Genomic DNA, 23,606 nt, shown 5'->3' with positions numbered 1-23,606 from the left:
CATTAATACGGCGGCGGCCGTCCGGAACATGTGCTTCATGTTCGGACGGCCGCCGTATTGTTTAGGACGTTTGGCATGTGGAGCGACTTAGCCTCACCGTGAGTAATTTCTTAAACCGTCTAGGATAGCGAAAGAATCGTCGATCGGATTATATTTCAATTGTTCGCGAGCGTCCGAGAGATCCATCCGCTTATAGCGATTGTTGGAGATTCCGGGAAAGACGGCAAACTTGATGGAAGGCGTCTCGATGCATCGCAGCAGCAGTTCCCCTAAATCGCGAGGGCTTATATATGCGCTCAAATCCCGTGCGCTTGCCCCATGAAGTGCGTCCGAATCACTTACAAAGTTGGCTATGCGGACTACGATGCTGGAAAGACCTTCAACATCGGCAAAATAAGAGGCGAGCGCTTCCCCGAAGCATTTGCTTACGCCATATAAATTTTTTGGGCGAACCGGCATCCCGGAATGGACCTGAACATCTAACGGATACGCTTCGACGGCCTGGGCGCTGCTGGCAAAGATAACCCTTCTGCAGCCCTGATCCTTGGCAGCGCGAAATACGTTGTATGTTCCTTTAATGTTGTTTTCCAGCAAAGAAGAGTAGAAGTCCGCATCAGGCGATGGGTCCGCCGCTAAGTGAATGACGGTGGAGACATTCGCGCAAGCTTGTTGGCAAGCGTCTAGGTCCGCCACGTCCAAGGTCATGATTTCATCTTCGGTTTGAGCAACGGCGCTTAGAGCGTCAGAAGAGCGGTCGGCCAAACGGAAAGAGTATTCCGCCCCCGCATCTTTCGCGTATTGCCTGAATGCTCTACCGATATTGCCGGCAGCGCCGGTGATCAGCACCTTATTGCTGGAACTCATCTTTCATGCTCCTTATTATAGATATGTAATTTTCCTACCTATCAAAATACGGTAACACGCATCTGTGGTCGTCCGCAAATTATCCTTTTGGATCAAACGCTTCCTTCGCGCCTTCCCCGATAAAGTTAATGGCGAGAATCGTAGAGGTAATCACGACGGCGGACGGCAGCCAAACCCACCATTGATTTTTGATCACTTGGGGCGAGATCGCATCCGACATCATATTTCCCCAGCTTGGTACGTTGGCCGGTACGCCAAACCCGAGGAAGCTAAGACCCGTTTCTACGCCGATCATCACCGCGATTACGACGATTGCCTGCACAATAATGGTAGAGGCCACATTGGGCAGCAAATGCTTGACGATCACCTGGAACGGCTTGCAGCCGATCGCGACGGCGCTCATGATGTACTCGTTCTCTTTCTCCGACAGCACCTTGCTTCGCACAAGACGGGCGATCCCGCCCCAGCCAAGCACGCTGATGACGACAATCAGCACCAGGATGCCCGAGTCCGCAATGACCGTCTTCAGGACGATAACAAAAATAAGAAACGGGAAAATCATAATAAAATCGGTGAAGCGCATTAACATGTTATCGATCTTGCCTCCGAAATAGCCGGCGACCGAACCGATGGTCACCCCGATAAACGTCACCAAAAAGCTGATGCTTACGGCAATCATCAGCGTCGTGCGCCCGCCGTACAGCAATCTTGCGATAATGTCGCGCCCGCCCTTGTCCGTTCCTAACAGATGCTCCACCGACGGTGGTTTATGGATGAGACGCAGGTTGATTTTAACCGGGTCATAGGAGGTCAGCAGCGGCGCCAGAACGCACAGGGCCGTAATGAGGACCAGAAACGCGAGGCTGGCGACCGCCAGCTTGTTGTGAAAAAATCGGCTCCAGCCCGTCACCCACGGGGAGGCGCTTCGTTTTTTGCCGATGGGCATCGTTTGATTCAACGGCTTCGTCGCGGTATTCATAGCCATCCTCCTCTCATGCTAGCGAAGCCGGATACGCGGATCGACGTAACCGTACAGCAAATCGGAAATTAAGTTGCCGATCAGCGTCATGACGGACGCAAACATCGTAATTGTCATCACGACGGAATAATCGCGGCTGCTGATCGAGGAGACGAACAATTCGCCCATTCCCGGATAAACGAACAGCGTCTCGGTAATGACCGCCCCGCCGAACAATCCCCCGATATCGATACCGAGAAACGTAACCATGGGGATCAGCGAATTGCGCAGGATGTGCCGGTTGTAAATATGCCGCTCGCTTGTCCCTTTCGCCCGTGCCGTCCTGACGTAATCCTTGCGACTGCTCTCGATAATGTCATTGCGCAGAAATTGCGTATAAGCGGCCGTGCCCAAAGAGCCGAGTACGAACGCGGGCAGGAGTGAATTTTTCAATACGTTCATGTAATACGCAAGCGAGCCGTCGGCAACTCCGACGCTGCGCGATCCGCTGGCGGGCACCCAGCCGAGCTTGATCGCGAAGATGTAGATGCAGACGATTCCGATAATAAAGCTCGGAAGGGCATAGACAATGTAGCTGACCGTCTGGATCGAATAATCGATCGGCGTATTCGGACGTCTGCCCGCGATCATCCCGGTCAGGAAAGCGATCGCATAGGTAATGCATATAGCCATCGTGGCGAGGATGGCCGTATTCTGGAGCCGCTGGAAAAACAGGTCGCTCACGGGCATCTTGTGAATGAAGGATTGGCCGAAATCACCCCGCAGCATGTTGCCGAACCAACGGATGAACTGCTGCGGAATCGGGTCGTTAAACCCTAGCTGCTGGCGCATTTCGGCGATATATTCCGGCTTCACGTTGGCCGGATCGATCATCCCCGTCAGGGCGTCCCCCGGCATTGATTTTGCCAGGGTGAACACCACAACGGAGATGAGCAGGAGCAGCGGAATCATGCCCAGTAGTCTGCGCAACGCATAAGTCAGCATAAGACCAGCCTCCCGGATACGATCATTGCGTGACCCACCACTTATGAACGTCGATTTGATTCGTGAACGAGTTCGCCTTGACGTTCTGCAGACGTTTGTTGCTCACCGTCACATCGATCGGAGAATACAGGAACATCATCGGCACTTCTTCATTCACGAGCTTCTGCCACTTGTGATACACGTCCTTGCGGTAGTTCTGATCAAAAGCCTTCTCGCTGACCCCTTCGTCAATCAGGCGGTCGGATTCGGCCGAGTACCAGCGCGGGAAATTCCAGAGCACGTTGCCCTTCCATAATGCCTTCGGATCGGGATCGCTGGCAAGCGACCATGCGCCGGCGAACAGCTCGACAGACGGATCGTCATTCTCGACCACATCGTAGAAGGCGTTGAACTCTTTCAATGCGCCTCCGTTTAGCTTTACGTCAAGTCCCACATCCTTCCACATCTGCATCATCGTTTGGGCGCGCGGCGCGGCAACCTCCGTGCCGGACATGGCGTCGAAGTTAAACGTGAGCTTGTTCCCTTGCGGATCTTCACGCAATCCGTCGCCGTTCGTATCTTTATATCCCGCTTCGTCGAGCAATTTCTTCGCTTTATCAGGATTGTATTCGTACGGATTCAATTGATTGTCCGGAATCTTCGCCCAGCTTACTCCTGGCATGGGGGCGGAGATCGTCTTGGCCAGACCGTTGGAGAACGCATCGATCAGCGCTTGCCGGTCCAGCGCGTAATACATCGCCTGCCGCAGGCGCTTGTCGGCGAACTTAGATTTCGGGTTCACAATAATTTTCTCGGATTTCTTATCCCACGTCCCCAGCTTGAAGCCGATATAGGCGTAGGAAAGCGCATCTTGTTTATTGATATCGACGTTTTTCAGCTTTTCAACGTCTTTAAATTGACTGTTCGGCACTTCCATGATGTCGATTTCGCCGTTTTCCAGCAGACTGGTCGCCATATTGCCGGCAACTACCTTGTAGATCACGCCGTCGAGCAGCGGCTTGCCTCCCCAATAGTCGTCGAACCGCTCCATCTCGACATACTCGCCCGGTTGAATTTTTTTCACTTTGAACGGCCCGATGCCGATCGGTTTTTTGCGGACTTGATCGGAATTAAGCATATCTTTGACAGCAACACCGGCAAAATACTTTTTCGGCATCGGATACGACCACAGGTTCGAGATCGTATTCGGCGCAGCGCTTTTGACGGTAACCGACATCGTGTAGTTGTCGATCAGCTTGATGCCGGCAATATCTTTGGCTTTGCCCTCGCGGTAATCCTCGACGCCGACAACCATTTCCACGTTGCTGTACCGGCTGCCCCCGGCCGCCGTATAGTCTTTATGGGCAATGGTCTCCAGCGCGAACTTCCAGTCCTCCATCGTCAGCTCATCGCCATTGTGCCACTTGATACCGGGCTTGATCTTGAACGTAAACGTCTTATGATCGTCCGACTCCGTCCATTCGGCAATATTGGGATACGTCTTGAGGTCATCGCCAGTTTTGAGCAGGTCGTCCATAATGAACTGCAGAATCAAAACGTCGTCTTGACCGCCGTAAAATGCGCGATCAAGTACACCCTTGAACGGCTGCACATAGCCGTACTTTACAATGCCCCCCGGCTTCGGCTCGCTTGTCGCGGCTTTGTTCTCTTCGACCTTTTTCGGCGCGTCCGTCGCCTCCGGCACTTTATTGGTGCAGCCGGTAAGGGACACGGCAAGAAACAGCAGGGCGGATAAAATCATTGAAGCTTTTTTTTCCATGGAACGCATCCTCCTTTTATGAGATTATTCATATAAATGACAGGCGACCTCGTGGTGAGGCGCCACCTGTTTAAGCGTGGGCTGCGCTTCCCGGCAAGCGGCAACGGCATGATGGCAGCGCGGATGGAAGGCGCAGCCGGCGGGCGGATTGGCCGGACTCGGCACATCGCCTTGCAGCACGATTCGCTCCCGCTTGGCGTTCGGATCAGGGATCGGCACGGCGGACAACAAAGCCTGGGTGTAAGGATGGAGCGGCTGTTTATACAAGCTTTTCTTATCCGTAATCTCGACGAGCCGCCCCAAGTACATGACGCCGATCCGGTCGCTGATATGCTTCACGACGCTCAGATCGTGAGCGATGAACAGATAGGACAGCCCGAAATCGGCTTGAATGTCCTGCAGCAGGTTCAGCACTTGCGATTGAATCGATACGTCGAGCGCGGACACGGGTTCGTCGGCGACCACGAGCTTAGGCTTTAGCGCCAGCGTTCTTGCGATGCTGATCCGCTGCCGCTGTCCGCCGGAAAACTCGTGCGGATATTTGTAATAGGAGTCCTCGGCCAGTCCGACCTTCACGAGCAGCTCGGCGACGCGCTCTTCCAGCTCTTTCCCAGTACGCGATTCATAGTTGCGAATCGGCTCGGCGACGAGATGGCCGACCATCATTTTCGGATTTAGCGAGCTGAACGGGTCCTGGAACACCATCTGCATATGCTTGCGGATTTGCCGCAGCCTTTCGCCTTTGATCCGGGTAATGTCTTCACCTTCAAAAAGGATCGTGCCCGCCGTCGGCTCGATGAGACGCATGATCGCGCGGCCGGTCGTCGATTTGCCGCAGCCGGATTCTCCCACAAGTCCGACGGTTTCGCCCCGCCGCATCGTGAGTGAGAAGTCGTTCACCGCCTGAATCGAGCCGACCTGCCTCCGAAAGAGCCCGCCGTGAATCGGATAATGCTTTTTCAAATTGAGAACTTGCAGCAGTGGGCGGTCATGAGCGGTCAAGTCGTTCATACGGTTTCCTCCTCCCGGGATGACGGCACACACGCTGAAAAGTTCAGACAGCGGACATAATGGCCGCCGCCTGCATTGGCGAGCTGCGGCGTCAGCCTCCGGCAATCGTCGCTCGCACTCGGACAACGTCCGGCGAACCGGCAGCCGGTTCGGGGCATATGGACAAGCGACGGGACGATGCCGCTAATCGATTTTAATCGTTCCTGCTCCTCGTCAAGACGGGGGAGTGATTGCAGCAGCAGCTGCAAATACGGATGCTTGGGCTCGTAGAAAATTTGTGTGACATGCCCTTGTTCCACAATTTGACCGGCGTACATGACGGCGACGGTATCGGCCATCTCGGCGACAACGCCGAGGTCATGCGTGATCAAAATCATGGACATGCCTCGCTGCTGCTGAATATCTTTAAGCAGCTCAATAATTTGCGCTTGGATCGTGACGTCCAGAGCGGTCGTCGGCTCGTCGGCGATCAGCAGCTTCGGGTTGCAGGCGATCGCCATGGCGATCATGACGCGCTGGCGCATGCCGCCCGACAGTTGATGCGGATATTCGCCGACAATTCGCTCGGCATGCGGGATGCCGACGGATTTAAGCAATTCGATGCTGCGTTTGCACCTTTCTTTCTTGCTCATGACAAGATGATTCTCCAGCACTTCCTCGATTTGATAGCCGATGGTAAATACCGGATTAAGCGCGGTCATCGGCTCTTGAAAAACCATTCCGATATCGCTGCCCCGCAGCTGAAGCAGCTCGTTCTCAGATAAATTCATCAGGTTGCTGCCGTCAAACCAGATTTCTCCGCTATCCATCCGGCTAACTTTTTTGGGCAGCAATTTCATGATGGATAAGGACATGACGGATTTGCCGCAGCCGGATTCCCCGACGACGCCGAGCACCTGACCGGGCAACAAGCGGAGAGACACGTCGTCGACCGCGCGATAATAATTCCCTTCAATGGAAAATCCTGCACTCAAATGACGGATGTCAAGCAAGGCGCTCGACGGATTGTTCATAGGATCACCTCGAGAAGTTAGCCGATTTGCAATGTTTGGAAAACGCTTCCAACACTATGGCTGCTAGATTGAATTTTTAAGACCGATAAATCGCTTATGTATTGGACTCAGTTGCTTTGAACGATGGAAAGGGGATCGTCCCTGGATCAGGGCGTCGTATGGACGATCGTGTAGGTATGAGATTCGTGAGGTCACCAAAACCGATGGTGCTTGCTGTGGAAACATCGTAGTGTTGTATTAAACCGTTGGCAAAAAAATGCGACAATTGAAAGCAATGACATTACTACACATTTTACATACACTACCTTTTTTTGTCACCCCTTTTTTTGTTCGCATGAATTGTTGAATTTTATCGAAGGCATGTTCTGTTTAGGAGGGATTAATATAACATCGCTTGTTAGATATTGATGCACAAAAAGACCGCAAGGCTGTGCCTGCGGTCTGTATCATTCTTGTATGGGGCATACGCGAACAGCTAATGAAGAGGATTAAGCTTGGCTCGCTTGTGCTTGGTTGGTGATCATCCAGATCACGCCGTACTTATCTTCGATCTGGCCGAACAGGCTGCCCCAGAATGCAGGCTCCAGCGGGTGCTTTACGGTGCCGCCCTCGCCAAGCTTGGCGAATGCTTCGCGGGCTTCGGCTTCCGTCGGGAATTCCAGATTCAGTTGAATGCCGTTCCCATGGGTAAGCGGCTCGAAGACGGAATCGCTCATAAAGAAGGTAATTCCGCCGGCCATCACACACATATGCAGCACTTTGTCTTTCAGTGCTTCGCTTGCATCCGGTAGCTGTCCATGCGTCATTACGGACCGAACCTCTCCGCCGAGCGCGTTGATATAAAACTCCGCTTGAGCTCTTGCATCCTCCGAGACCAGATAAGGTATAAGCTTCGCCATTATAAACATCCTTTCATCCGTTGGTTTTGGTCGATTTCATCCTAAGTATAGCATTCCCCCAGATTTCCGGTTTCTTACGGATTGCTGTTTTGGTGAGAAATCCACTCTTTGAATCTGACATGTTATGTAATATTTTAAGGCGAAAAAAGAGGAAGTAAGTTAAAATTTACTGTTCCATGCCTATAAAAATTATGATAATATGAAAGCGAACGTTTGTTCCGTAAATTGGAAGCGTTTGACTAAAGGAACGTGATCGGAGGAAGTGAAGGAATGGCGACCGACAAGTATCCGGAGATCGACGCGGTAATCGACTATATTCATCGGAATATTTATGACCCGCTGCCGCTTGCTCGCTTGGCCGCTTATGCAGGCTATAGTCCGTTTCATTTCACGCGCATTTTTAAGGAAAGGATCGGCCTCCCGCCGTTATATTATGTTTCTTCCCTTCGTCTGCAAAAGGCAAAAGACTTGCTGCTGCGCACGAATCTGAGCATTCGCGATATCGGACTGGAGATCGGGCAGCAGAGTCTGGGAACCTTTACAACGAGGTTTTCCGAACGAGTCGGCGTGACACCGTCCGACTTTCGCAACTCGACGCCTCAAGCGGATAGCCATTTCCGGACGTTGCAGCGGCTCAGCGATTGGACGTCGGGGCATCCCGTTTTCGATCACTATGCCAGAATCGAAGGGACCGTGCAGGCGGAGATCCCTTTCGAAGGCGTGATTCTGATCGGCTTGTTTCCGAAGCCGATTCCTGAAGGAATTCCGCTGCACGGAACGCTGCTTTCCTCGCTAGGGGAATTTTGCTTTACCGGCGTGAAGCCGGGTACCTATTATCTTATGGCCACATCGGTCTCCTGGGGGATGCAGGCGGTAGACTTTTTGCTCCCGCATAACACCTTGCGCACCCGGTCAAGAGAGCCGATCGTCGTTCAGCCGTATTCCTCCGTTCCTTATCAGCAAGTGATGCTTCATGTCCCCCGGCTGGACGACCCGCCCATCCTCATTTCCCTGCCCTTGTTGATGAACAGGTTCCTGAGCGAGCGGATGCAAACGAGCTATCGCTAAGTGGAAAAGGCTCTGTCCGTTGTTGGAGCCGGACAGAGCCTTGGGTTAACCTTACTTTAAAGTTTGAGTCGAGGTGAGCACGCCGTCGGTGAAGTACAAGTAATTGCCGGTGCCGATGCTCGAACCGCGGTATACCCATTGCTCGAACGTACCGAAGCTGCCGGTCGTTTTATTGATATCGTCCGGCTTGCCCCAAGACATCAGGACTTGTTCCTGGGTCATACCGACCCTGACTTTTTGTTGGCGAATGCCCGCTTTCACGCTTTCCGGCCAGTCGAATTGGGCCAGTGGATCGGCGGTGAGGAACGATCTGCCAATAGCTTCGACCGAATCGAAATTAAACTGGACGTTCTTGCTCCCGTTGCTTAAGACGACGGTCGGACCGCTGTAGCTGATGACGGTCAACTGCTCGAACCTTTCGAATCCGCCGTTCTTGGCGCCATCGCTGCTGCGGGGTAGGGAATCTACCCAGAGCTTCGGATACTTCTTCCATATCGCTTCGGCGTCCGAATCGAGTCTTAGCTTTTTGATTCCATCGGAAATGATATTTTGGTTGCCCCAAGTATTGTTTTTCGACAAGTCCCCGACGGTGAGATCCACCCGCTGCTGTTCTCCCCAAACGATTTTCATGTCCATATAATCCGTCAAAAAGACAAGCGGCACATAAATGACATCGTTCTCCGAGATCGGAGGAAAGTCCAGACGTACCGTGTGCGAGTCCATCTTGCCTCCGTAATACGTCAGCAGGTTGCTATTGGCGCGCAGCAGCAAAATGCGGCTCGGATGATTTATCCGGATGACTCCGTCTACGGCTTGGGCCGATGCGTTCACCTTGCCAAGTACGGCCCACAGAGGCACATAGACGGCGTTATTGCGAACGATCGGAGCATAATCCGACTTCAAGTAGCTTCCGTTAACGTAGATTTTATAGCCTTCGGTTCCCGGGGGCGCTTCTTCCCGGACCGGTTTTCCGTCTTTCCATTGGCCCTCGTACCATTTTTCGCCGTAGATGGAGGTTCCTTTCGCGGCAAAGCCTTTCCCGTCGGGCAGACCGTTCTTCATCTCGCCATCGTACACAAGCGGCACGCCGTCCAGCTCGAAATACGGCCGGGCGCTAATATACATATCTTTCTCTTTGGTGTCGATATGCGTCGATTGGGCCTCGGTGTCCCATTCGACCTTGGCGCCGAAGGCTTCTGCCACGAAACGGATGGGAACGAACGTTTGTCCGTCCTTAATCTGCGGCGGGACATCAAGCGTCTGGGACTTGCCGTTCACCTGGACGGTCGGGTCGCCGATTTTTAATTGGACGGTCGTACTGCCTTTCGTCAAGGTGATCGATTTCGTGCTTTCTTCCCAGCTCAGCTTGGCTCCTAATTCGTCGGAGATATCGCGCAGCGGGACAAGCACTCTTCCGTCAACTTGAATGCCGATATCCATATTGACGCCAGGTTTGGCGCTGTTTGCGGCAAAAGCAGGGACAGCCGTAATGAGCATGGCGGAAGCCAGCGTAGCGGAAACGGTTTGGGACAGCCGAAATTTCATTTTCATCGCGGGTTGCTCCTTTGGTGGGTTCGTTTTTCGGTACAGTCTAGTAAAATATTACAGATAGTATAAGAGTTATTTCCTGCATTGTCGACAATTTTTTAGGAAATTCGACTTATGCTACCGGGTAAATAAAGAGATTTTTAGGAAATTTGTCATATCTTAACCTGCTAATACGGGCCGTCCAGGAAAATGTTTCAAAAAAAGCCCGCCATCGCAAAATGGCAGGCTTCTCTGGCTTGGATTTGCTGCCCGTCGGTCCGTCAGGAGGCGAAGGGCTCCTGCTCGAAGGCGGGCGAGGCATAACCGAATAGCTGCGGCTGCGCCTGCATCAGCTCCATCTGCTCGATGCGCTTGGGCAGCGGCGGATGGGTCGACAGGGCATAGCTGAACCAGACGAAGAAGCCCGTTTCCTGGCGGCTCTCGGCGACGTATTCGGCAACGTTCACCTTAGCGTACATCGTTCGGCCGATGGCCAGAATGGTCAGGGCGGAGATGGCCGCCGGGGCATTCCCCGTATAGGCCGCCGCCATCCGGTCGCAGGTATATTCGCACGCTCTCGAATAAGCTTTGCCCAGGAAAGGCATCCATTGGGCGGGCAGCAGCAGCAGGCTCTTGGTCATGTGATTCCGCTTGATGTGCGCCAATTCGTGCGCGATGACGTAAGCCAGCTCGTCTTCCTCGCTATCGGCCATTTCGAACAAATTGGAGTACAACACAATGAAGTTGCGGCCGAAAAAACGCGAGGCGAAAGCATTCAGCATCCCGTCCGATTGAAGAACGAACACGTCGGGAACCTGCCGGATATCCATATGTGCACACAACTCGCGCACTTTCTGGTGCACGGCGGGGAACTGACGCTCTGTCAGCTTGACTCCGTTGCTTCGGATGTGGCCGATCATAAGGCCGTGAAGGAAAAACGTGATGCCAAGACCGATCGCCAGATAAAAGATGCCGATCAGCGAAACGATTAGGCCAAAATAGACCATGATGCTAAAGAGCAGGCTGATAATGAAGTACGACGTTTCTTTGCTGTGAATTAACCGCGGATTCATGGGGTTCATGCAGTGCTCGTTCCTTTTCTCATGAATAATGTGCCGTGTGTCCAAGTCTCCTTCCTAATTGTCGGCATTAACCCGCGTTTTGTTTAGACATTATTGGAAATTTCGCTCGATGCAGGGATTGGGGGAATCAGCCGAAGCTCATGATGAAATAACAGGCGCATAATGGCGAATACCGGCAGATCAGGGAGAGGGATAATGACATGTTTGGGAAAGTAGCTGCTGGCGCCTGCACTTCTAACGGCGTCAGCTTGTTTTTTTACACGCGCATTTTTACTTTATATATACAAAAAGGTGTTTACATATCCAAAATATAGAATTACAATATAATGGAATTAAAGTTAATGATTTCATTTCAAGGGGGCGAGGGGCGGAAATAACGAAACCTTCCATCATGAGCGTACTAACCGTTTGTTTACTTGTTTTTACACGGATTGGGCAGAAATCAAAAAGACAGCATTCGAGCTTCGATTGTAATCAAAATTTCATGTCGAGGTGAAAAAAAGCAATGAGAATTCGTATCCAAAGTGTGATGTTATTTATGATGGCACTAGTGCTCAGTTTTTCAACGCTGTTTATCCCTGCTCCAAAAGCTCATGCTGCTGAACTCGGAGATGTATTGTACCAAGCTCATGTGGAAAGTCTCGGATGGCAGCCTTATGTCTGGAATGGAGAAATCGCTGGTACAGAGGGACAATCCCTGCGTCTTGAAGCCCTCAAAGTAAGAGTCACAGGGTTGCCGGATGTCCATGTGAAGTATCGCGCCCATGTAGAACGCACGGGCTGGCAAAATTGGGTTCAAGACGGTGAATTGGCGGGGACGGTTGGTAATTCCCAACGGCTGGAAGCATTCCAAATCAAACTGGAGAATGCGCCCCCTGGCTACCATATCGAGTATCGGGCTCATGTAGAAAGCCTTGGCTGGCAAGGATGGGTCCGTGATGGAGATATTGCCGGAACAACCGGAAATTCGTTGCGTTTGGAAGCTATTCAAATTCGCTTAGTTCGTTAATAACCATTCATAAGACTCCTGCGCTCCCGTTAAAATAACCGGGAGTGTTTTTTTTGAATGCTCCCAACGCTTTATGCTCTCGTCTGCGGAAAGAAACGAGCATCGACCCAAAAATAAAAAATCGGCAGATCCAGGAAGGCCCTTGGATTTGCCGATTTTGCCGTTATACCTTGAACTTCAGCAGCTCTTCGTTGAGCTCCTGTGACATCGAGCTCAGCGATTTGGAGGAAGACGAGATTTCCTCCATCGAAGCGAGCTGCTGCTGGGAAGCAGCCAAAATTTCCTGCGCGTTTTGCAGGGAAGCTTGCGAAATGGTGACCAGCTCGGTCATCGAAGCGCTGACTTCCTCCGTTCCGGCCGACATTTGCTCGGAGGCGGCGGAAATTTCTTGAATTTGCTCCGAAATGCTCCGCACGGACGCGTAAATGTTTTGGAACAGATCTCCGGCTTCGGTGATCAGCTTGGAGCCTTGCCCCACGTCAGCAACCCCTTGATTCATCGAGGTCACGGCCGCACGGGTCGAGCCTTGCACTTCTTTCACCAGACCGGCAATATCGTCGGCGGATTGCTTCGCCTGCTCTGCCAGCTTCTTGACTTCATTGGCGACGACGGCGAAGCCCCGGCCTTGCTCCCCGGCGCGTGCCGCCTCGATAGAGGCGTTGAGCGACAAGAGCTGCGTTTGATTCGAGATATCTGCGATGACTTCGACGATGTTGCCGATTTTTTGGGACAGCTCGTTGAGCGCCGCCAAATCGGATGCCGTCTGTCCGACCGATTCCTGGATCGACTTCATTTGGCGAATCGCCGAATCGACGAGCTGGTTACCTTCCCGCGCCTCCTGCGCCGAGGCGAACGACAGCTCTGAGACGTTGGAGGAGGATTCGGCGATTCTTTGCACGCCGACAGCCATTTCTTCCATCGCCTTCGATGTCTGTTCTGCGCCTGTCGCTTGCGCCTCCGAGCCGTTGACGACTTGCTGTATCGCCTCGGCGACGTGATTCGAGGTTTCGACCGACTGGTCCGCAATCGCGTTCAGCTCCTCGGAGGAAGCCGCGACATGCTCGGCGGTCGCATGGGCCTGCTGGATCATGCCTCCGATTGAAGTCAGCATCGTATTCATGTTGTGAGACAGCTGACCGACTTCGTCCTTGGACTTGACTGGGAGTCTCGTTGTGAAATCGCCCGTTCCAATCCGCTCGAGAAGCTGGGATAGAAGCACGATCGGCTTCGTGTTGGCTCTGGAGATGAGCAGCGCCAAGAGCGTGTTGATGACTACGAATACGGCAATGAAGATCCAAGAGATCAGCTTGGACTTGGCGATTCCTTCGTACACTTCGGCGGCCGGAGCGACCGTAATGATTTTCCATCCCGTAGAAGGCACGGTATCAAAGGCGGCGATATTTTCGCCGTCCGAAGCTGCGAAGGTTACCATACCGTTCTCTTTGGCCAAGATGTCCGACCGGAACACCGCCGCTTGCTCTGCGGTGAACGCCTCTTCGACTTTTTTGCCGACGGCTGCCACATCCCGGAACGTAACGACAGTACCGTAGGAGGTCACCAGGAAGCCGAAGCCAGTTTTCCCGAATTTGATATTCGACGTCAGTCCGTACAAAATCTCGGAGTTGAGTATGGTGGAAATCGCGCCGATAAATTCGTTCTTTTCGTTCAGCATAGGCACAAGCAAGATGATGACATTTTTGCCGGTTTGGCGGCTCACGATCATGTCGCTGACGACGGGCTTCTTCGTTTCCCGGGCTTGCTTGTAATAATCGCGGTCGGTAATTTGGCTAATTTTTCCATCTGCGGCATTGCTGATTCCGTTGGCGTCCACATAGGAGTAGTATTCGACCTCGCTGTCGATTTCCCCGAACGCCTTCAGCAAGGGTCTGATCGCTTCGACATTGCCCGATTTGAAGACCGGATTTTTTGCGATCATCTCTTGTACGAGTTCCGTCCGTTTACGCACCCAGTACTCCATATATCCGACATTGGATGAGGCCAGACTTCTCTCTTTGTCGCGGGTCTCGTTTTGAATTTCCGCTGTCAAATAATTGGCCAAAAAGAGGGTGCTGCACAGCAAGGGGAATAAAGAAAGCACCAGTAATAATACGGTTAGTTTGATACGGATTGAAGTATTGACCCACTTTTTTAACATGCAAGTTCCTCCCGGTTGTAAGTTCGAGTCTAATTTATGTATTCTTGCGGCAGCGGCCGAAAGCATCTGGTTATTATATCGGTGTTGCCAGGAAACAAAATGATAGCCCATTGTGGAGTTAGGGAAAAATTAATCAAATTTTAGAATTGGAACGATTATCTTTTTCGTTGCGCTCCGACTTTTTCCAAGTTAAGCTCATAGTATGGAAAGTTTAGGAGGGGGCCCAGATGCGATTGACGGCAATTCCGTGTGCGGGCAAAATCAGTATCGCCGCCGTGCTGGCGCTGAGCTTGTGGCATGGCGCAGCCGGCAAAGAAAGCAGGGCAGCGGCCGCCGCGCCCCCCGATATGCTGTACGAGGCGGAGGACGCCCGGACGGAGGGGACGGTCATAGCCGCCGCGCGGCCCGGGTTCTCGGGGACGGGCTATGTTACGGGCTTCGAGCGCGCCGGGGACGCCGTACGGTTCACGGTGAACGTGGAGGCGGACGGGTTCTACCCGCTCAAGATCGGATATGCTTCGCCGTTCGGCGATAAGACGAACTATGTGGAAGTGAACGGCAGCACGGCGGGGGAGAAGCTGTTTCCGCAGACGGAAGCGTTTACGGAAACCGATTTCGGTCAGGTGCAGCTGGAGGAAGGCGAGAATGAGATCCGTATTTCCACCTATTGGGGTTACTTCGACGTCGATTACATCCGGCTCGGAGCCCCGCAGCTGCGGCCCGCGATCGCCGAGGTAGCGCCCACGCTTGCCACGCCGAAGCCCTCGCGCGAAGCGCAGGCTTTGATGAACTACATGACATCCCGCTACGGGAAAAACATATTGTCCGGCCAGCAGCGCACCTCCTCCGAGGAGCTGGACTATATTTACCGCGCCACGGGGAAGCTGCCGGTCATGGCCGGGTTCACCGCGACGGATTTTGGCGACAATGCGCTGGAGTGGGCGAAATACGGCGGGATCGTTTCCGTGGAATGGCATTGGCCTGCGCCGATGGGAGGACACGAATTTTTTGCTTCCAAGACAACCTTCGACGCGGAGAGAGCCGTGACGCCAGGCACGGAAGAAAACCGTTTGCTGCTTCGGGACCTCGACGAGATGGCGGAGAAGCTTCTCCGCTTCAAGCAGGCGGGCATCCCGGTCGTCTGGCGTCCGCTGCACGAGGCGGAAGGAGGCTGGTTCTGGTGGGGGGCCAAGGGGCCGGAAACCGCGAAGCGGCTGTACAATCTGATGTTCGACCGGTTTACCGGCTATCACGGGCTGGATAACCTGATTTGGGTATGGACGACGTCCGATACGATCCATTCGAAGGATTGGTACCCCGGCGACGACAAGGTCGATATTATCGGGGTGGACCGGTATATCAAGGACGGCGATTACAGCCCGCTGCTCAGCGTGTACGATACGCTCGTAAACATGACCGGCGGCAAAAAGCTGGTCGCCTACCTAGAGAACGGCCCGATCCCAGACCCCCGGCAGCTCAAAAAAAATAAGGTCGGCTGGATGTATTTCAACACGTGGAACGGCAAATTTCTGATGGACGGGAAGGTCAACGCCGAGCAGCATCTGCGGACCGTCTACAATCATCCGTATGTGATCACGCTGGACAAATTCCCTTCGCAAACGATATACGGCAAGCCGCCGCAGCCTTATCCGTACCCGGCACGCAAGGAAGCGCCGCAGCCGGTTACCGCGCATTGAGAAGGCGGCAGGGCAGGAAATCTAATTTCGAATAAGGGGTGGGACTCATGCAAAACATTCCAAAGCTGTTCGAGCATTTGAATTGGGCCAATCTTCGGATCTTGGAACGATTGAGAAGCGGGGAGGCCGGCAGCCATCCGAAGGCGGTTGGGCTTTTTGCTCATATCTTGCAGGCGGAGCGGATTTGGCTGACCCGGCTGCAGGGGAAGGACAGCTCGGCGCTGACGGTCTGGCCCGAAGCCGACCTGGACTTCTGCGGCCGGATGGCGGAGCAGAATCACGAAGATTACACCGCTTATTTGGCGGGTCTGACCGCTGCCGAGTGGGACCGCGTTTTCCGTTATACCAATCAGTCCGGCAAAGTGTTCGATAATTCGGTCGGGGATATTTTAACTCACGTGGCTTTGCACGGACAGTACCACCGCGGCCAAATCAACGCCTTGCTCAGAGCGGACGGTGCGGAGCCTGTGAATGTGGACTTCATCACCTTTGTTAGAGAAAAAAATGACGTATAAGCGAAGAGGCCGTCCCGGCAAGCAGATTTGCCACGGGGCGGCCTTTCGTCTGTTTCCGGACGAAAAACGGAAGCTTTCGCCGGGAGGGCCGCAGTGGTACCCTCCGATTCGGCGCCTGCTGTATGGTCTGCAATATACTGGCGCTGCGGAAAGCGGCGTCATTACCAGCACGACCCCGGTATTCGTCGTCTTGCTCTCGGTGCTCCTGCTTAAGGAACGATTAACGCCGCCGGTCATGCTTGGCGTCGTCGCCGCTGTCCTCGGGGTGGCGGTCCTGCACATCGGAGAACCGGTCGGGACGGGGACGGAGACGGGGGCTGCCTGGATCGGCAATCTGCTGATTCTCCTCGCCGTGGTGAGCGAGGCGTTATTTGCGGTCATCGGCAAGGGGCTCACCGGCAAATACAGTCCGGTGCTTCTGTCGGCGATCTCGTGCACGCTCGGGTTTCTGTGGTTTCTGCCGCTTGCGGTTTACGATGTCGTACGGATGGAAGGGCTGCATGTGACCGCCGGCGAGTGGTCGTATATTTTGTATTATGCGGTCGTCGTGACCGTGCTGGGGTACATCCTGTGGTACGCCGGAGTGAAGAAGGTTCCAGGGGCGGTCTCCGGGCTGTTCACGGCGGTCATTCCCGTCACTTCGATCGTACTGTCGTACTTCATTCTGCAAGAGCAGGTGACTTGGCGTCACGGCATCGGCGTGCTGCTCGTCGTCGCGGGCATCTTCGGCTATGCGCTCCTTGCGTCCGGTGCCTGCAAAGGATGGCAATCGTCCCGTTCCTCGTATGCGGGCAAGAAAGTTTAACGCGCGGCTATACCATCCAAATCAATCCAACTATAATTGAAAATAGAAGCCGGATTGGCATGTGCGGAAAATTCGTCGCAGGCTGATCCGGCTTAAAAGCATATTATTCTCATGTGAATAATGGTGAAAGGGGTGTGCATCAGGTGAGCCCAAAACAACCGTCAGATATGTTCATCCGCAGCGAGCGTGAAGCTGAACTTGCCGCGCTGGCGGACCGATTGGCGGCACGCTTCACACAGCGGGCGCCGGAGTATGACCGGGAAGGGAGCTTCCCGTTTGACAATTTCGCCGATCTTCGGCAAAGCGGTTACCTCCGGCTAACCGTGCCGCAGGAGTACGGGGGCGACGGAATTTCGCTCTACGAGCTCGTGCTGGCCCAAGAACGCTTGGCGCGCGGAGACGGCTCGACGGCGCTGGCGGTCGGCTGGCATGTCGGGCAGATGCTTCACTTCCGCTGCACCCGGTCGTGGCCGGAAGCGTTGCTTGCCCGGTTTTGCGGCGAGGTAGTGCGCGAGGGAGCGATGATCAATCACTTCGGGACGGAGCCGGCGACGGGGAGTCCGAGCCGGGGCGGCAAGCCGCAGACGACGGCGGTTCGGACCGAAGGCGGCTGGCTGCTGAGCGGGCGCAAAACCTACAGCACCTTGAGCCCGGCGCTGCATCATTTTACGGTATCGGCCGGAATCGAAGGGGAGGACGCGACCGGCGTGTTTTTCGTCCGGCGGGGTCCCGGCATCTGGGTGGAAGAAACGTGGGATACGATCGGCATGCGGGCGACGGGCAGTCACGATCTCGTGCTGGAGCATGCTTTCGTCCCGGAGGACGAGGTGCTCGGACGATCGGATTCGGGCGGGCCGCACATCGACGACGGCGACGGCTGGCTGCTGCACATTCCGGCCTGCTATATCGGCATCGCTCATGCAGCAAGGGATTTTGCCGTCGGCTTCGCCCGGGATTACCGGCCGAACAGCTTGCCCAGACCGATCGCGGAGCTCCCCCACATCCGTCAGCAGATCGGCCAGATGGAGGCGGACCTGATCACGTCCCGTACGCTGCTGTATGCGATAGCGGACCGGTGGGACCGGGATGAGGCCGGACGTCCTGGGTTGAAGCCGGAGCTTGGGCTGGCTAAGTACGTCGCGACGAACCATGCAATCCAGATCGTCGATACCGCGATGCGCATCGTAGGCGGCGCGAGCTTGTCCCGCAAGCTGCCGCTGGAGCGGATGTACCGCGACGTCCGCGCCGGGCTGCACAATCCGCCGATGGACGATGTCGCGCTGCAGCGGCTGGCGGCACGTGCGTTAGCGGAGTAAGCGCAGGCGGCCGGCCCCTGCGAAATTCAGGTAAATTTTTGTAAGCCGCCAGCCGATATTGGTAAGAGAAACGCACGTAAACAAGAACGAACGATGGGGGCATAAGAAGTGAGTTTGTACGAAACCAGCTTGTCGCAGGAAACGATACGCCGCACCAAATCCTACGATATCGGCAATTTGTTCTATGTCGCGTTTTTCGGAGGCGTCATTGCGCTTACCGTGCTGGCGAACCGGACCGGCCGCTGGCTGCATGTGAACCCGAACGTCTTAAGGGGCTTCATCCTGGTGGCTGCCCTGCTGTACCTTGGCAAAATGGGGTTCTACTACGCTTATTTTCATCACATGATCGGGCTGGAGCGCGTTTATGTAAAATATATTGCCCGGGCCGCGGAGCTGCTGCTGTTCGGCGGGTACTATTTGGCGCTTCGCCAGCCGTACCGGCAGCATATGCTGACCGTCGGAGAGAGCGAGCCGCTTAAGAAAAGCGGAATCGTATGGTGCCTGATTTCCGCCGGGATCGAAGCCGTTTCGATCGTACTGTTGATCGCACTTTAAGGCTGGGGGGCTGCGGTTCGTGGACGAGAGAGCAAGCAGGGCGTTGGATTCGAAAATCGACCATTATTTGGGCATGCGCCGCTACGCCAAAGTGATCGAGCTGGCGAAGGAAGGGCTGGCGGATAATCCCGGCCAGGCGCGGTATTATTTTTATCTCGGCGTCTGCTTTTATTCTCTGGAGCGCTACCGCGAAGCGGAGGATCATCTGCAGGAAGCTCTGGTGCTCGGTTACGATAAAGAAGCGGTATTCGAATGGCTCGGAGACGTCCACACCAAGACGAAGCGCTGGGTGGAGGCGGAGCGGGCGTATCTGGATGCGCTCGGCGATAACCCCGAGAGCGCGCGGGTTCATGCGTCTTATGCGATGCTGATGAGGGAGACGGGGCATAACGACAAGGCGGACCAATTGATGCGGAAGGCGCTCGAGCTGGACCCGGAGGACGATTACGTGGTGCGTTCCCACTACATGTTCGCGCTGACGAAGGACAGCCGTTTGCAGCAAATCCAATCGCTCGAGCGGCTGATGCAGGTGTCGGGCGATCAGATCGCCATCGAGGTGCATCTTGGGTTGGATGCCCTATATCGCGACCGCCTGACGGAAGCCCGCGACCATTTCCGGCAAGCGTTCCTGCTCGACCCGACGAATAAGGAGCTTGCGGCGCTGCTGGAGGAGCTGGACTGGGGAAGGCATCCGATACTCGTCCCGCTGCGGCTGGTCGAAAAAATCGGCGGCCCCATGGTCGTCTACGTGGTTGGCCTCGGCACGATGCTGGGGACCCGGGCGCTTGGGTGGGAGCAGGCGACGATCGTGCTGCTCGTTCTGTATTTTACCTATTTGATCTATTCGTGGACGGCCAAGCCGCTGGCGAAACTATTAACGAGAATCCGAGGGTAGCGTATGGACAAGATCAATTGGCTGGAGCAAATGGCACAAAAGCAGCCGGAGGATGCGCAGACCTGGTTCTGGCTCGGCAAGGAATACGAGGCCGCGGAACGCTGGCTTGATGCGATTCAGGCCTTCTCCAAAGGCTTGACGTACGCCCAGGACGATGCCCTGCGCGGCGAAATTGTCGCCGTGTTGTCCCAGGTGACGGCGCGGCTGCAGCAGAGCGCGGCGGCAAGCACTCCGTCACCGGCGGAGTCGCGGCCCGAGGGCCGGCCGGCTGCTTCCGGCGGCACCGTGACGGAGCTCTTCCCCGGCCGGGGACCGGAAGCCGCGGAGCGCGGGGACTGCTCTGAGGAGCGTGCCGACTGGCATGACGAGCTGTTCGGGGAGCGGAAGCCGGAGGACGACGGGCCGGACGAAGACGAGGAAGACGAGGCGGATTCCCGCCGTGTTCCGGGCAAGCAGGTGACGGCGTTCCGTCCGAAGGTGCATCCGGGCTTGCAGGTGGTGACCGGTGGCAAGGAACCGGCTTCCGAGCGGAAGTCCGACGTTCCGGTCATTACGTTCGAGCACGTGGCGGGCCTCAAGGACTTGAAGAAAACGATCCAGATGAAGATTATCAGCCCGTTTTTCAACCAGGGCTTGTTCTCCAAGTTTCGGAAGAAGACGGGCGGCGGCGTGCTACTGTACGGACCTCCCGGCTGCGGGAAGACGTACATGGCCCGGGCGACCGCGGGAGAATGCCGGGCGAAGTTTATTACGGTGCACATTACGGATATTTTGGACCCGTATATCGGGATAAGCGAACGCAATCTGAAGGAAGCGTTCGATAAAGCGCGGGCGCAGCGGCCTAGCGTCATGTTTTTCGACGAAGTCGACGCCATCGGCTTCAACCGCTCCAAATCGTCCTCGCTCACGAGAGGCTTGGTCGATACGTTTCTGCACGAGATGGACGGCATCGACAGCGATACGGACCACCTGCTGATCATCGGCGCGACCAATATGCCGTGGGACGTCGACAACGCGCTGAAGCGTCCCGGCCGGTTCGACCGTCTGGTCTTCGTCGAGCCTCCCGATGTGGAGGCGCGAGAGCACATTTTCACGCTGCAGATGCATGAGCGGTACGCCGAGAAGATGGACACGGCCAAGCTGGCGAAAGCGACGGAATTTTTCTCTGGCGCGGACATCGCGAACGTATGCGAGCGTGCGGTGGAGCGGGTGCTGATGGAAATTCTCGAAACCGGCGTCGAGCGCCCGGTCCGGATGCGGGATATGGAGGAAGCGTTGGCGGAGGTGCAGCCATCGACGCTGGACTGGTTGCGGACGGCCAAAAACTACGTCAAATACGCCAATCAGGGCGGGATGTACAACGATATCGAGCGGTACTTACGCAAGCATGGGAAGCATATTTAACCGGCTTGGCGCGCACCCCGAGACAAGTTGAAAGTGGAAGTCTGGAATGCTAAAATTTAAGTACTATCACCATGGATGGAAGAGGAGCCCGATTGTGCGTCGTTCGGGCTTCTCTTTTTTGTAAGACCGGCCCGGGAGGAGGCGGCGCATGGACTTCAGAGTGCTTGTGGCGGATAACGAGCAAGCGATTGTCAGCGCAATTGCGTATGCTTTGAAGCGGGAAGGCTTCAAGGTGGAGACGGCCTATGACGGCGAGGAGGCGCTCCGCAAGACGGAGACGTTCCGCCCGCATGCGCTGGTGCTCGACGTCATGATGCCCAAGTTAAGCGGCTTCGAGCTGTACCGGAAGCTGGAGCGCCGCAAAGACCTCGGCATCCTGCTGCTGACCGTGAAAAACGACATTGCCGACAAAATCGTAGGGCTGGAGCTGGGGGCCGACGATTACATGACCAAGCCGTTCGATCTGCGTGAGCTGGCCTGGGCACCCGCGGGAGACAAGGTGGCCTTTTCCGTCTTCAATCTCGACCGGGGGATGACCGGACTGTATGTGGCAAGCGCGCGTAGCGGTCAGATGACGCCGATCTCGGATCGCCCCAATCTGGACAGCCCGATCGTCTGGGGACCGTCCAGCCGCCTGCTGCAGGTCGCCGAGCGGGTAGCCGGACCGTCCGGCGAAGACGCCTTTACCACGGTGTATGATTTGAAATCGTAGAGAAACCAACATGAGGTGGAGTGCAGATGATGAAACGTGCTGGAAGGATGGCTGTCCAGACGCTGCTTGTGGTGACGGTCATGACAGGGTGCGGAAGCGGCGATAACTCGTTGACCGTGAAGGAGCCGCAAGGGCAGACGACTTCCCCGCAGCCGGGGACGCCCGGTTCGGAACCGGTTCGCGGCAAGGACTTGCTGAAGCAGTTGGACATGACCGCTTCGAGAGCGAAGGAAGCCCGGGAAATCACGGCGTTTCTGGACGCCAACTTGCAGAAGGCCGACGTGAAGACGGCGGACAGGATGCTGCTGCGGCTTGAGCAGTATTACGATCAACTGCTGCCGGGCGTGAACGCCAATTTCAAGCGGATGCTGGAGCAGCCGGGAACGGCCGAGAAGCTGCGCGAGCTCGGGTTTCCTCTCGATTTCAATAAAATCCAAAACGACGATACGCTGAAGCAGTGGCTCCTGCGGCAAACCGAAGGGAAGCTTGCGCTAGATATGAGCGGGGAAGGCGATTTTTATTGGAAAATCGACTATGAGGCTTTGAAGAAAGCGTACGCTTCCTTCGCGTCCGACGATGTGAAGGCTTACCTCGCCATCCGGGCGTCGGAATCGAACAAGTCGTTCTTCGACGACGGCCGTCTGCTGATCGGACGGAGCGAGCTTGCGGATCGCATGCTGCAGGCGGAGAACTACTTGACGAGCTATCCCTCCGGCCATCGAAGGACCGAAATCAAAGCGCTGTATGTCGATTATATGGAGCAGTACATTCACGGGTACCGGTACGATGCCATCGATGAAAGCACGATGAAGCTGCTTCCGGCGGTCAAGCGCAGCTACGAGCAGCTTGTGAAGCAGCACCCGGACACGAAGACGGCGCAGATTGTGCAGGATTACCTGGAGGAGATCAACCGGAACAAGGACGTCATCTACCATCCCGGCAAAAAAGGCGAGAGTATCATCGGCGATCCGAAGCGGAATATCGGCGAGTTCTGGAGCGGGCTCCGGGGCCGGATCGATGCCGCATTTCAGGCAACGAAGCAGCAGCCGGGGGCGGGATAAAAAACAAAACTGAATAAAAAACGAAAAAAAGACGATAAAAGCTAATGAAACCTTTAAAAAAGGCGATCTTCACGTTGGCGGGCTGCGGGATCTTATGGTGTTCTTTTTCCTAGGGCACGCAAGCCCACTGGCTGTTCCAAGATATCGATAACGTCACTTGGGCACAGAACAGCATTATTAACGCGTATCAAATGCAGGTCGTCGACGGGGTATCCGAGGATCGGTTCGATCCGGGGAGCAGCGTCATCTGGGCGCACACGTTCTCATGCTGTCTCTTTTTGCCTTTTGAAATATTT

Annotated in this window: 21 protein-coding genes; 11 read left to right on the top strand and 10 right to left on the bottom strand. The window is 55.0% G+C overall.

The window, feature by feature from the left end; genetic code table 11:
• Positions 1 to 93 precede the first annotated feature (93 nt).
• From ET33_RS16500 to ET33_RS16470, 7 genes are all read right to left on the bottom strand, one after another.
• Positions 94 to 864 (bottom strand): NAD-dependent epimerase/dehydratase family protein, encoded by a 771-nt coding sequence (locus ET33_RS16500; RefSeq protein ID WP_036683744.1) that lies wholly within the window; start codon positions 862 to 864, stop codon positions 94 to 96.
• A gap of 79 nt (positions 865 to 943) precedes the next feature.
• Positions 944 to 1,843 (bottom strand): oligopeptide ABC transporter permease, encoded by a 900-nt coding sequence (gene opp4C / locus ET33_RS16495; RefSeq protein ID WP_036683742.1) that lies wholly within the window; start codon positions 1,841 to 1,843, stop codon positions 944 to 946.
• A gap of 18 nt (positions 1,844 to 1,861) precedes the next feature.
• Positions 1,862 to 2,827 (bottom strand): oligopeptide ABC transporter permease, encoded by a 966-nt coding sequence (gene opp4B, locus ET33_RS16490; RefSeq protein WP_036683739.1) that lies wholly within the window; start codon positions 2,825 to 2,827, stop codon positions 1,862 to 1,864.
• Between the two features lie 22 nt (positions 2,828 to 2,849).
• Positions 2,850 to 4,586 (bottom strand): oligopeptide ABC transporter substrate-binding protein, encoded by a 1,737-nt coding sequence (gene opp4A / locus ET33_RS16485; protein ID WP_036683738.1) that lies wholly within the window; start codon positions 4,584 to 4,586, stop codon positions 2,850 to 2,852.
• Between the two features lie 24 nt (positions 4,587 to 4,610).
• Entirely contained in the window at positions 4,611 to 5,597 is a 987-nt protein-coding gene (locus ET33_RS16480) for an ABC transporter ATP-binding protein (RefSeq protein WP_036683736.1), read from the bottom strand.
• A complete protein-coding gene (locus tag ET33_RS16475; protein ID WP_036683734.1) occupies positions 5,594 to 6,610 on the bottom strand; it encodes an ABC transporter ATP-binding protein in 1,017 nt (338 codons plus the stop codon). Before ET33_RS16475 ends, ET33_RS16480 begins: the two co-directional genes overlap by 4 nt.
• 488 nt (positions 6,611 to 7,098) lie before the next feature.
• Positions 7,099 to 7,509: a VOC family protein gene (locus ET33_RS16470; RefSeq protein WP_036683730.1), complete on the bottom strand. Its 411-nt coding sequence runs from the start codon at positions 7,507 to 7,509 to the stop codon at positions 7,099 to 7,101.
• Positions 7,510 to 7,779: 270 nt separating this feature from the next.
• Between ET33_RS16470 and ET33_RS16465 the strand changes: the two genes are divergently transcribed.
• Positions 7,780 to 8,577 carry a helix-turn-helix domain-containing protein gene (locus ET33_RS16465; RefSeq protein WP_036683725.1) on the top strand — a complete coding sequence of 266 codons (798 nt, stop codon included), beginning with the start codon at positions 7,780 to 7,782 and terminating at the stop codon, positions 8,575 to 8,577.
• A gap of 51 nt (positions 8,578 to 8,628) precedes the next feature.
• Here the strand turns inward: ET33_RS16465 and ET33_RS36465 are convergent, their stop codons facing one another.
• Positions 8,629 to 10,128 carry a stalk domain-containing protein gene (locus ET33_RS36465; RefSeq protein ID WP_051775382.1) on the bottom strand — a complete coding sequence of 500 codons (1,500 nt, stop codon included), beginning with the start codon at positions 10,126 to 10,128 and terminating at the stop codon, positions 8,629 to 8,631.
• 257 nt (positions 10,129 to 10,385) lie between these two features.
• Positions 10,386 to 11,186, bottom strand: a complete 801-nt coding sequence (locus ET33_RS16455; protein WP_235206730.1) for a M48 family metallopeptidase — start codon at positions 11,184 to 11,186, stop codon at positions 10,386 to 10,388.
• Between the two features lie 505 nt (positions 11,187 to 11,691).
• Between ET33_RS16455 and ET33_RS16450 the strand changes: the two genes are divergently transcribed.
• On the top strand, positions 11,692 to 12,195 hold the full coding sequence (locus tag ET33_RS16450; protein WP_051775381.1) for an Ig-like domain-containing protein: 504 nt from the start codon (positions 11,692 to 11,694) through the stop codon (positions 12,193 to 12,195).
• Positions 12,196 to 12,358: 163 nt separating this feature from the next.
• Here the strand turns inward: ET33_RS16450 and ET33_RS16445 are convergent, their stop codons facing one another.
• The gene (locus ET33_RS16445) at positions 12,359 to 14,350 is read right to left on the bottom strand and encodes a methyl-accepting chemotaxis protein (RefSeq protein WP_036683720.1); all 1,992 of its coding nucleotides are present in this window, start codon (positions 14,348 to 14,350) and stop codon (positions 12,359 to 12,361) included.
• A gap of 227 nt (positions 14,351 to 14,577) precedes the next feature.
• Here ET33_RS16445 and ET33_RS16440 point away from each other — a divergent pair, with 227 nt between their 5' ends.
• From ET33_RS16440 to ET33_RS16400, 9 genes are all read left to right on the top strand, one after another.
• Complete coding sequence (locus tag ET33_RS16440; RefSeq protein WP_051775380.1) at positions 14,578 to 16,047, top strand: glycosyl hydrolase; 1,470 nt, start codon at positions 14,578 to 14,580, stop codon at positions 16,045 to 16,047.
• Positions 16,048 to 16,094: 47 nt separating this feature from the next.
• Positions 16,095 to 16,562: a DinB family protein gene (locus ET33_RS16435; protein ID WP_036683717.1), complete on the top strand. Its 468-nt coding sequence runs from the start codon at positions 16,095 to 16,097 to the stop codon at positions 16,560 to 16,562.
• On the top strand, positions 16,552 to 17,367 hold the full coding sequence (locus ET33_RS16430; protein WP_051775379.1) for a DMT family transporter: 816 nt from the start codon (positions 16,552 to 16,554) through the stop codon (positions 17,365 to 17,367). The genes ET33_RS16435 and ET33_RS16430 overlap by 11 nt, the downstream gene beginning before the upstream one ends.
• 143 nt (positions 17,368 to 17,510) lie before the next feature.
• Positions 17,511 to 18,683: an acyl-CoA dehydrogenase family protein gene (locus ET33_RS16425; RefSeq protein WP_407668103.1), complete on the top strand. Its 1,173-nt coding sequence runs from the start codon at positions 17,511 to 17,513 to the stop codon at positions 18,681 to 18,683.
• Between the two features lie 108 nt (positions 18,684 to 18,791).
• On the top strand, positions 18,792 to 19,238 hold the full coding sequence (locus ET33_RS16420; RefSeq protein ID WP_036683708.1) for a hypothetical protein: 447 nt from the start codon (positions 18,792 to 18,794) through the stop codon (positions 19,236 to 19,238).
• Positions 19,239 to 19,257: 19 nt separating this feature from the next.
• Positions 19,258 to 20,133 (top strand): tetratricopeptide repeat protein, encoded by an 876-nt coding sequence (locus ET33_RS16415; protein ID WP_036683704.1) that lies wholly within the window; start codon positions 19,258 to 19,260, stop codon positions 20,131 to 20,133.
• A 3-nt stretch (positions 20,134 to 20,136) separates the two neighbouring features.
• A complete protein-coding gene (locus tag ET33_RS16410; RefSeq protein WP_036683701.1) occupies positions 20,137 to 21,537 on the top strand; it encodes an ATP-binding protein in 1,401 nt (466 codons plus the stop codon).
• 148 nt (positions 21,538 to 21,685) lie between these two features.
• Entirely contained in the window at positions 21,686 to 22,249 is a 564-nt protein-coding gene (locus ET33_RS39755; protein ID WP_235206729.1) for a response regulator, read from the top strand.
• A gap of 26 nt (positions 22,250 to 22,275) precedes the next feature.
• A complete protein-coding gene (locus ET33_RS16400) occupies positions 22,276 to 23,310 on the top strand; it encodes a hypothetical protein (protein ID WP_152570653.1) in 1,035 nt (344 codons plus the stop codon).
• Positions 23,311 to 23,606 lie beyond the last annotated feature (296 nt).

Origin of the sequence: Paenibacillus tyrphae (genome assembly GCF_000722545.1) — a bacterium.
Classification (GTDB): Bacteria; Bacillota; Bacilli; order Paenibacillales; family NBRC-103111; genus Paenibacillus_G; species Paenibacillus_G tyrfis.
The sequence above is the reverse complement of the archived record's forward strand: the minus strand, read 5'-3'. Positions and strand labels throughout refer to the sequence as shown.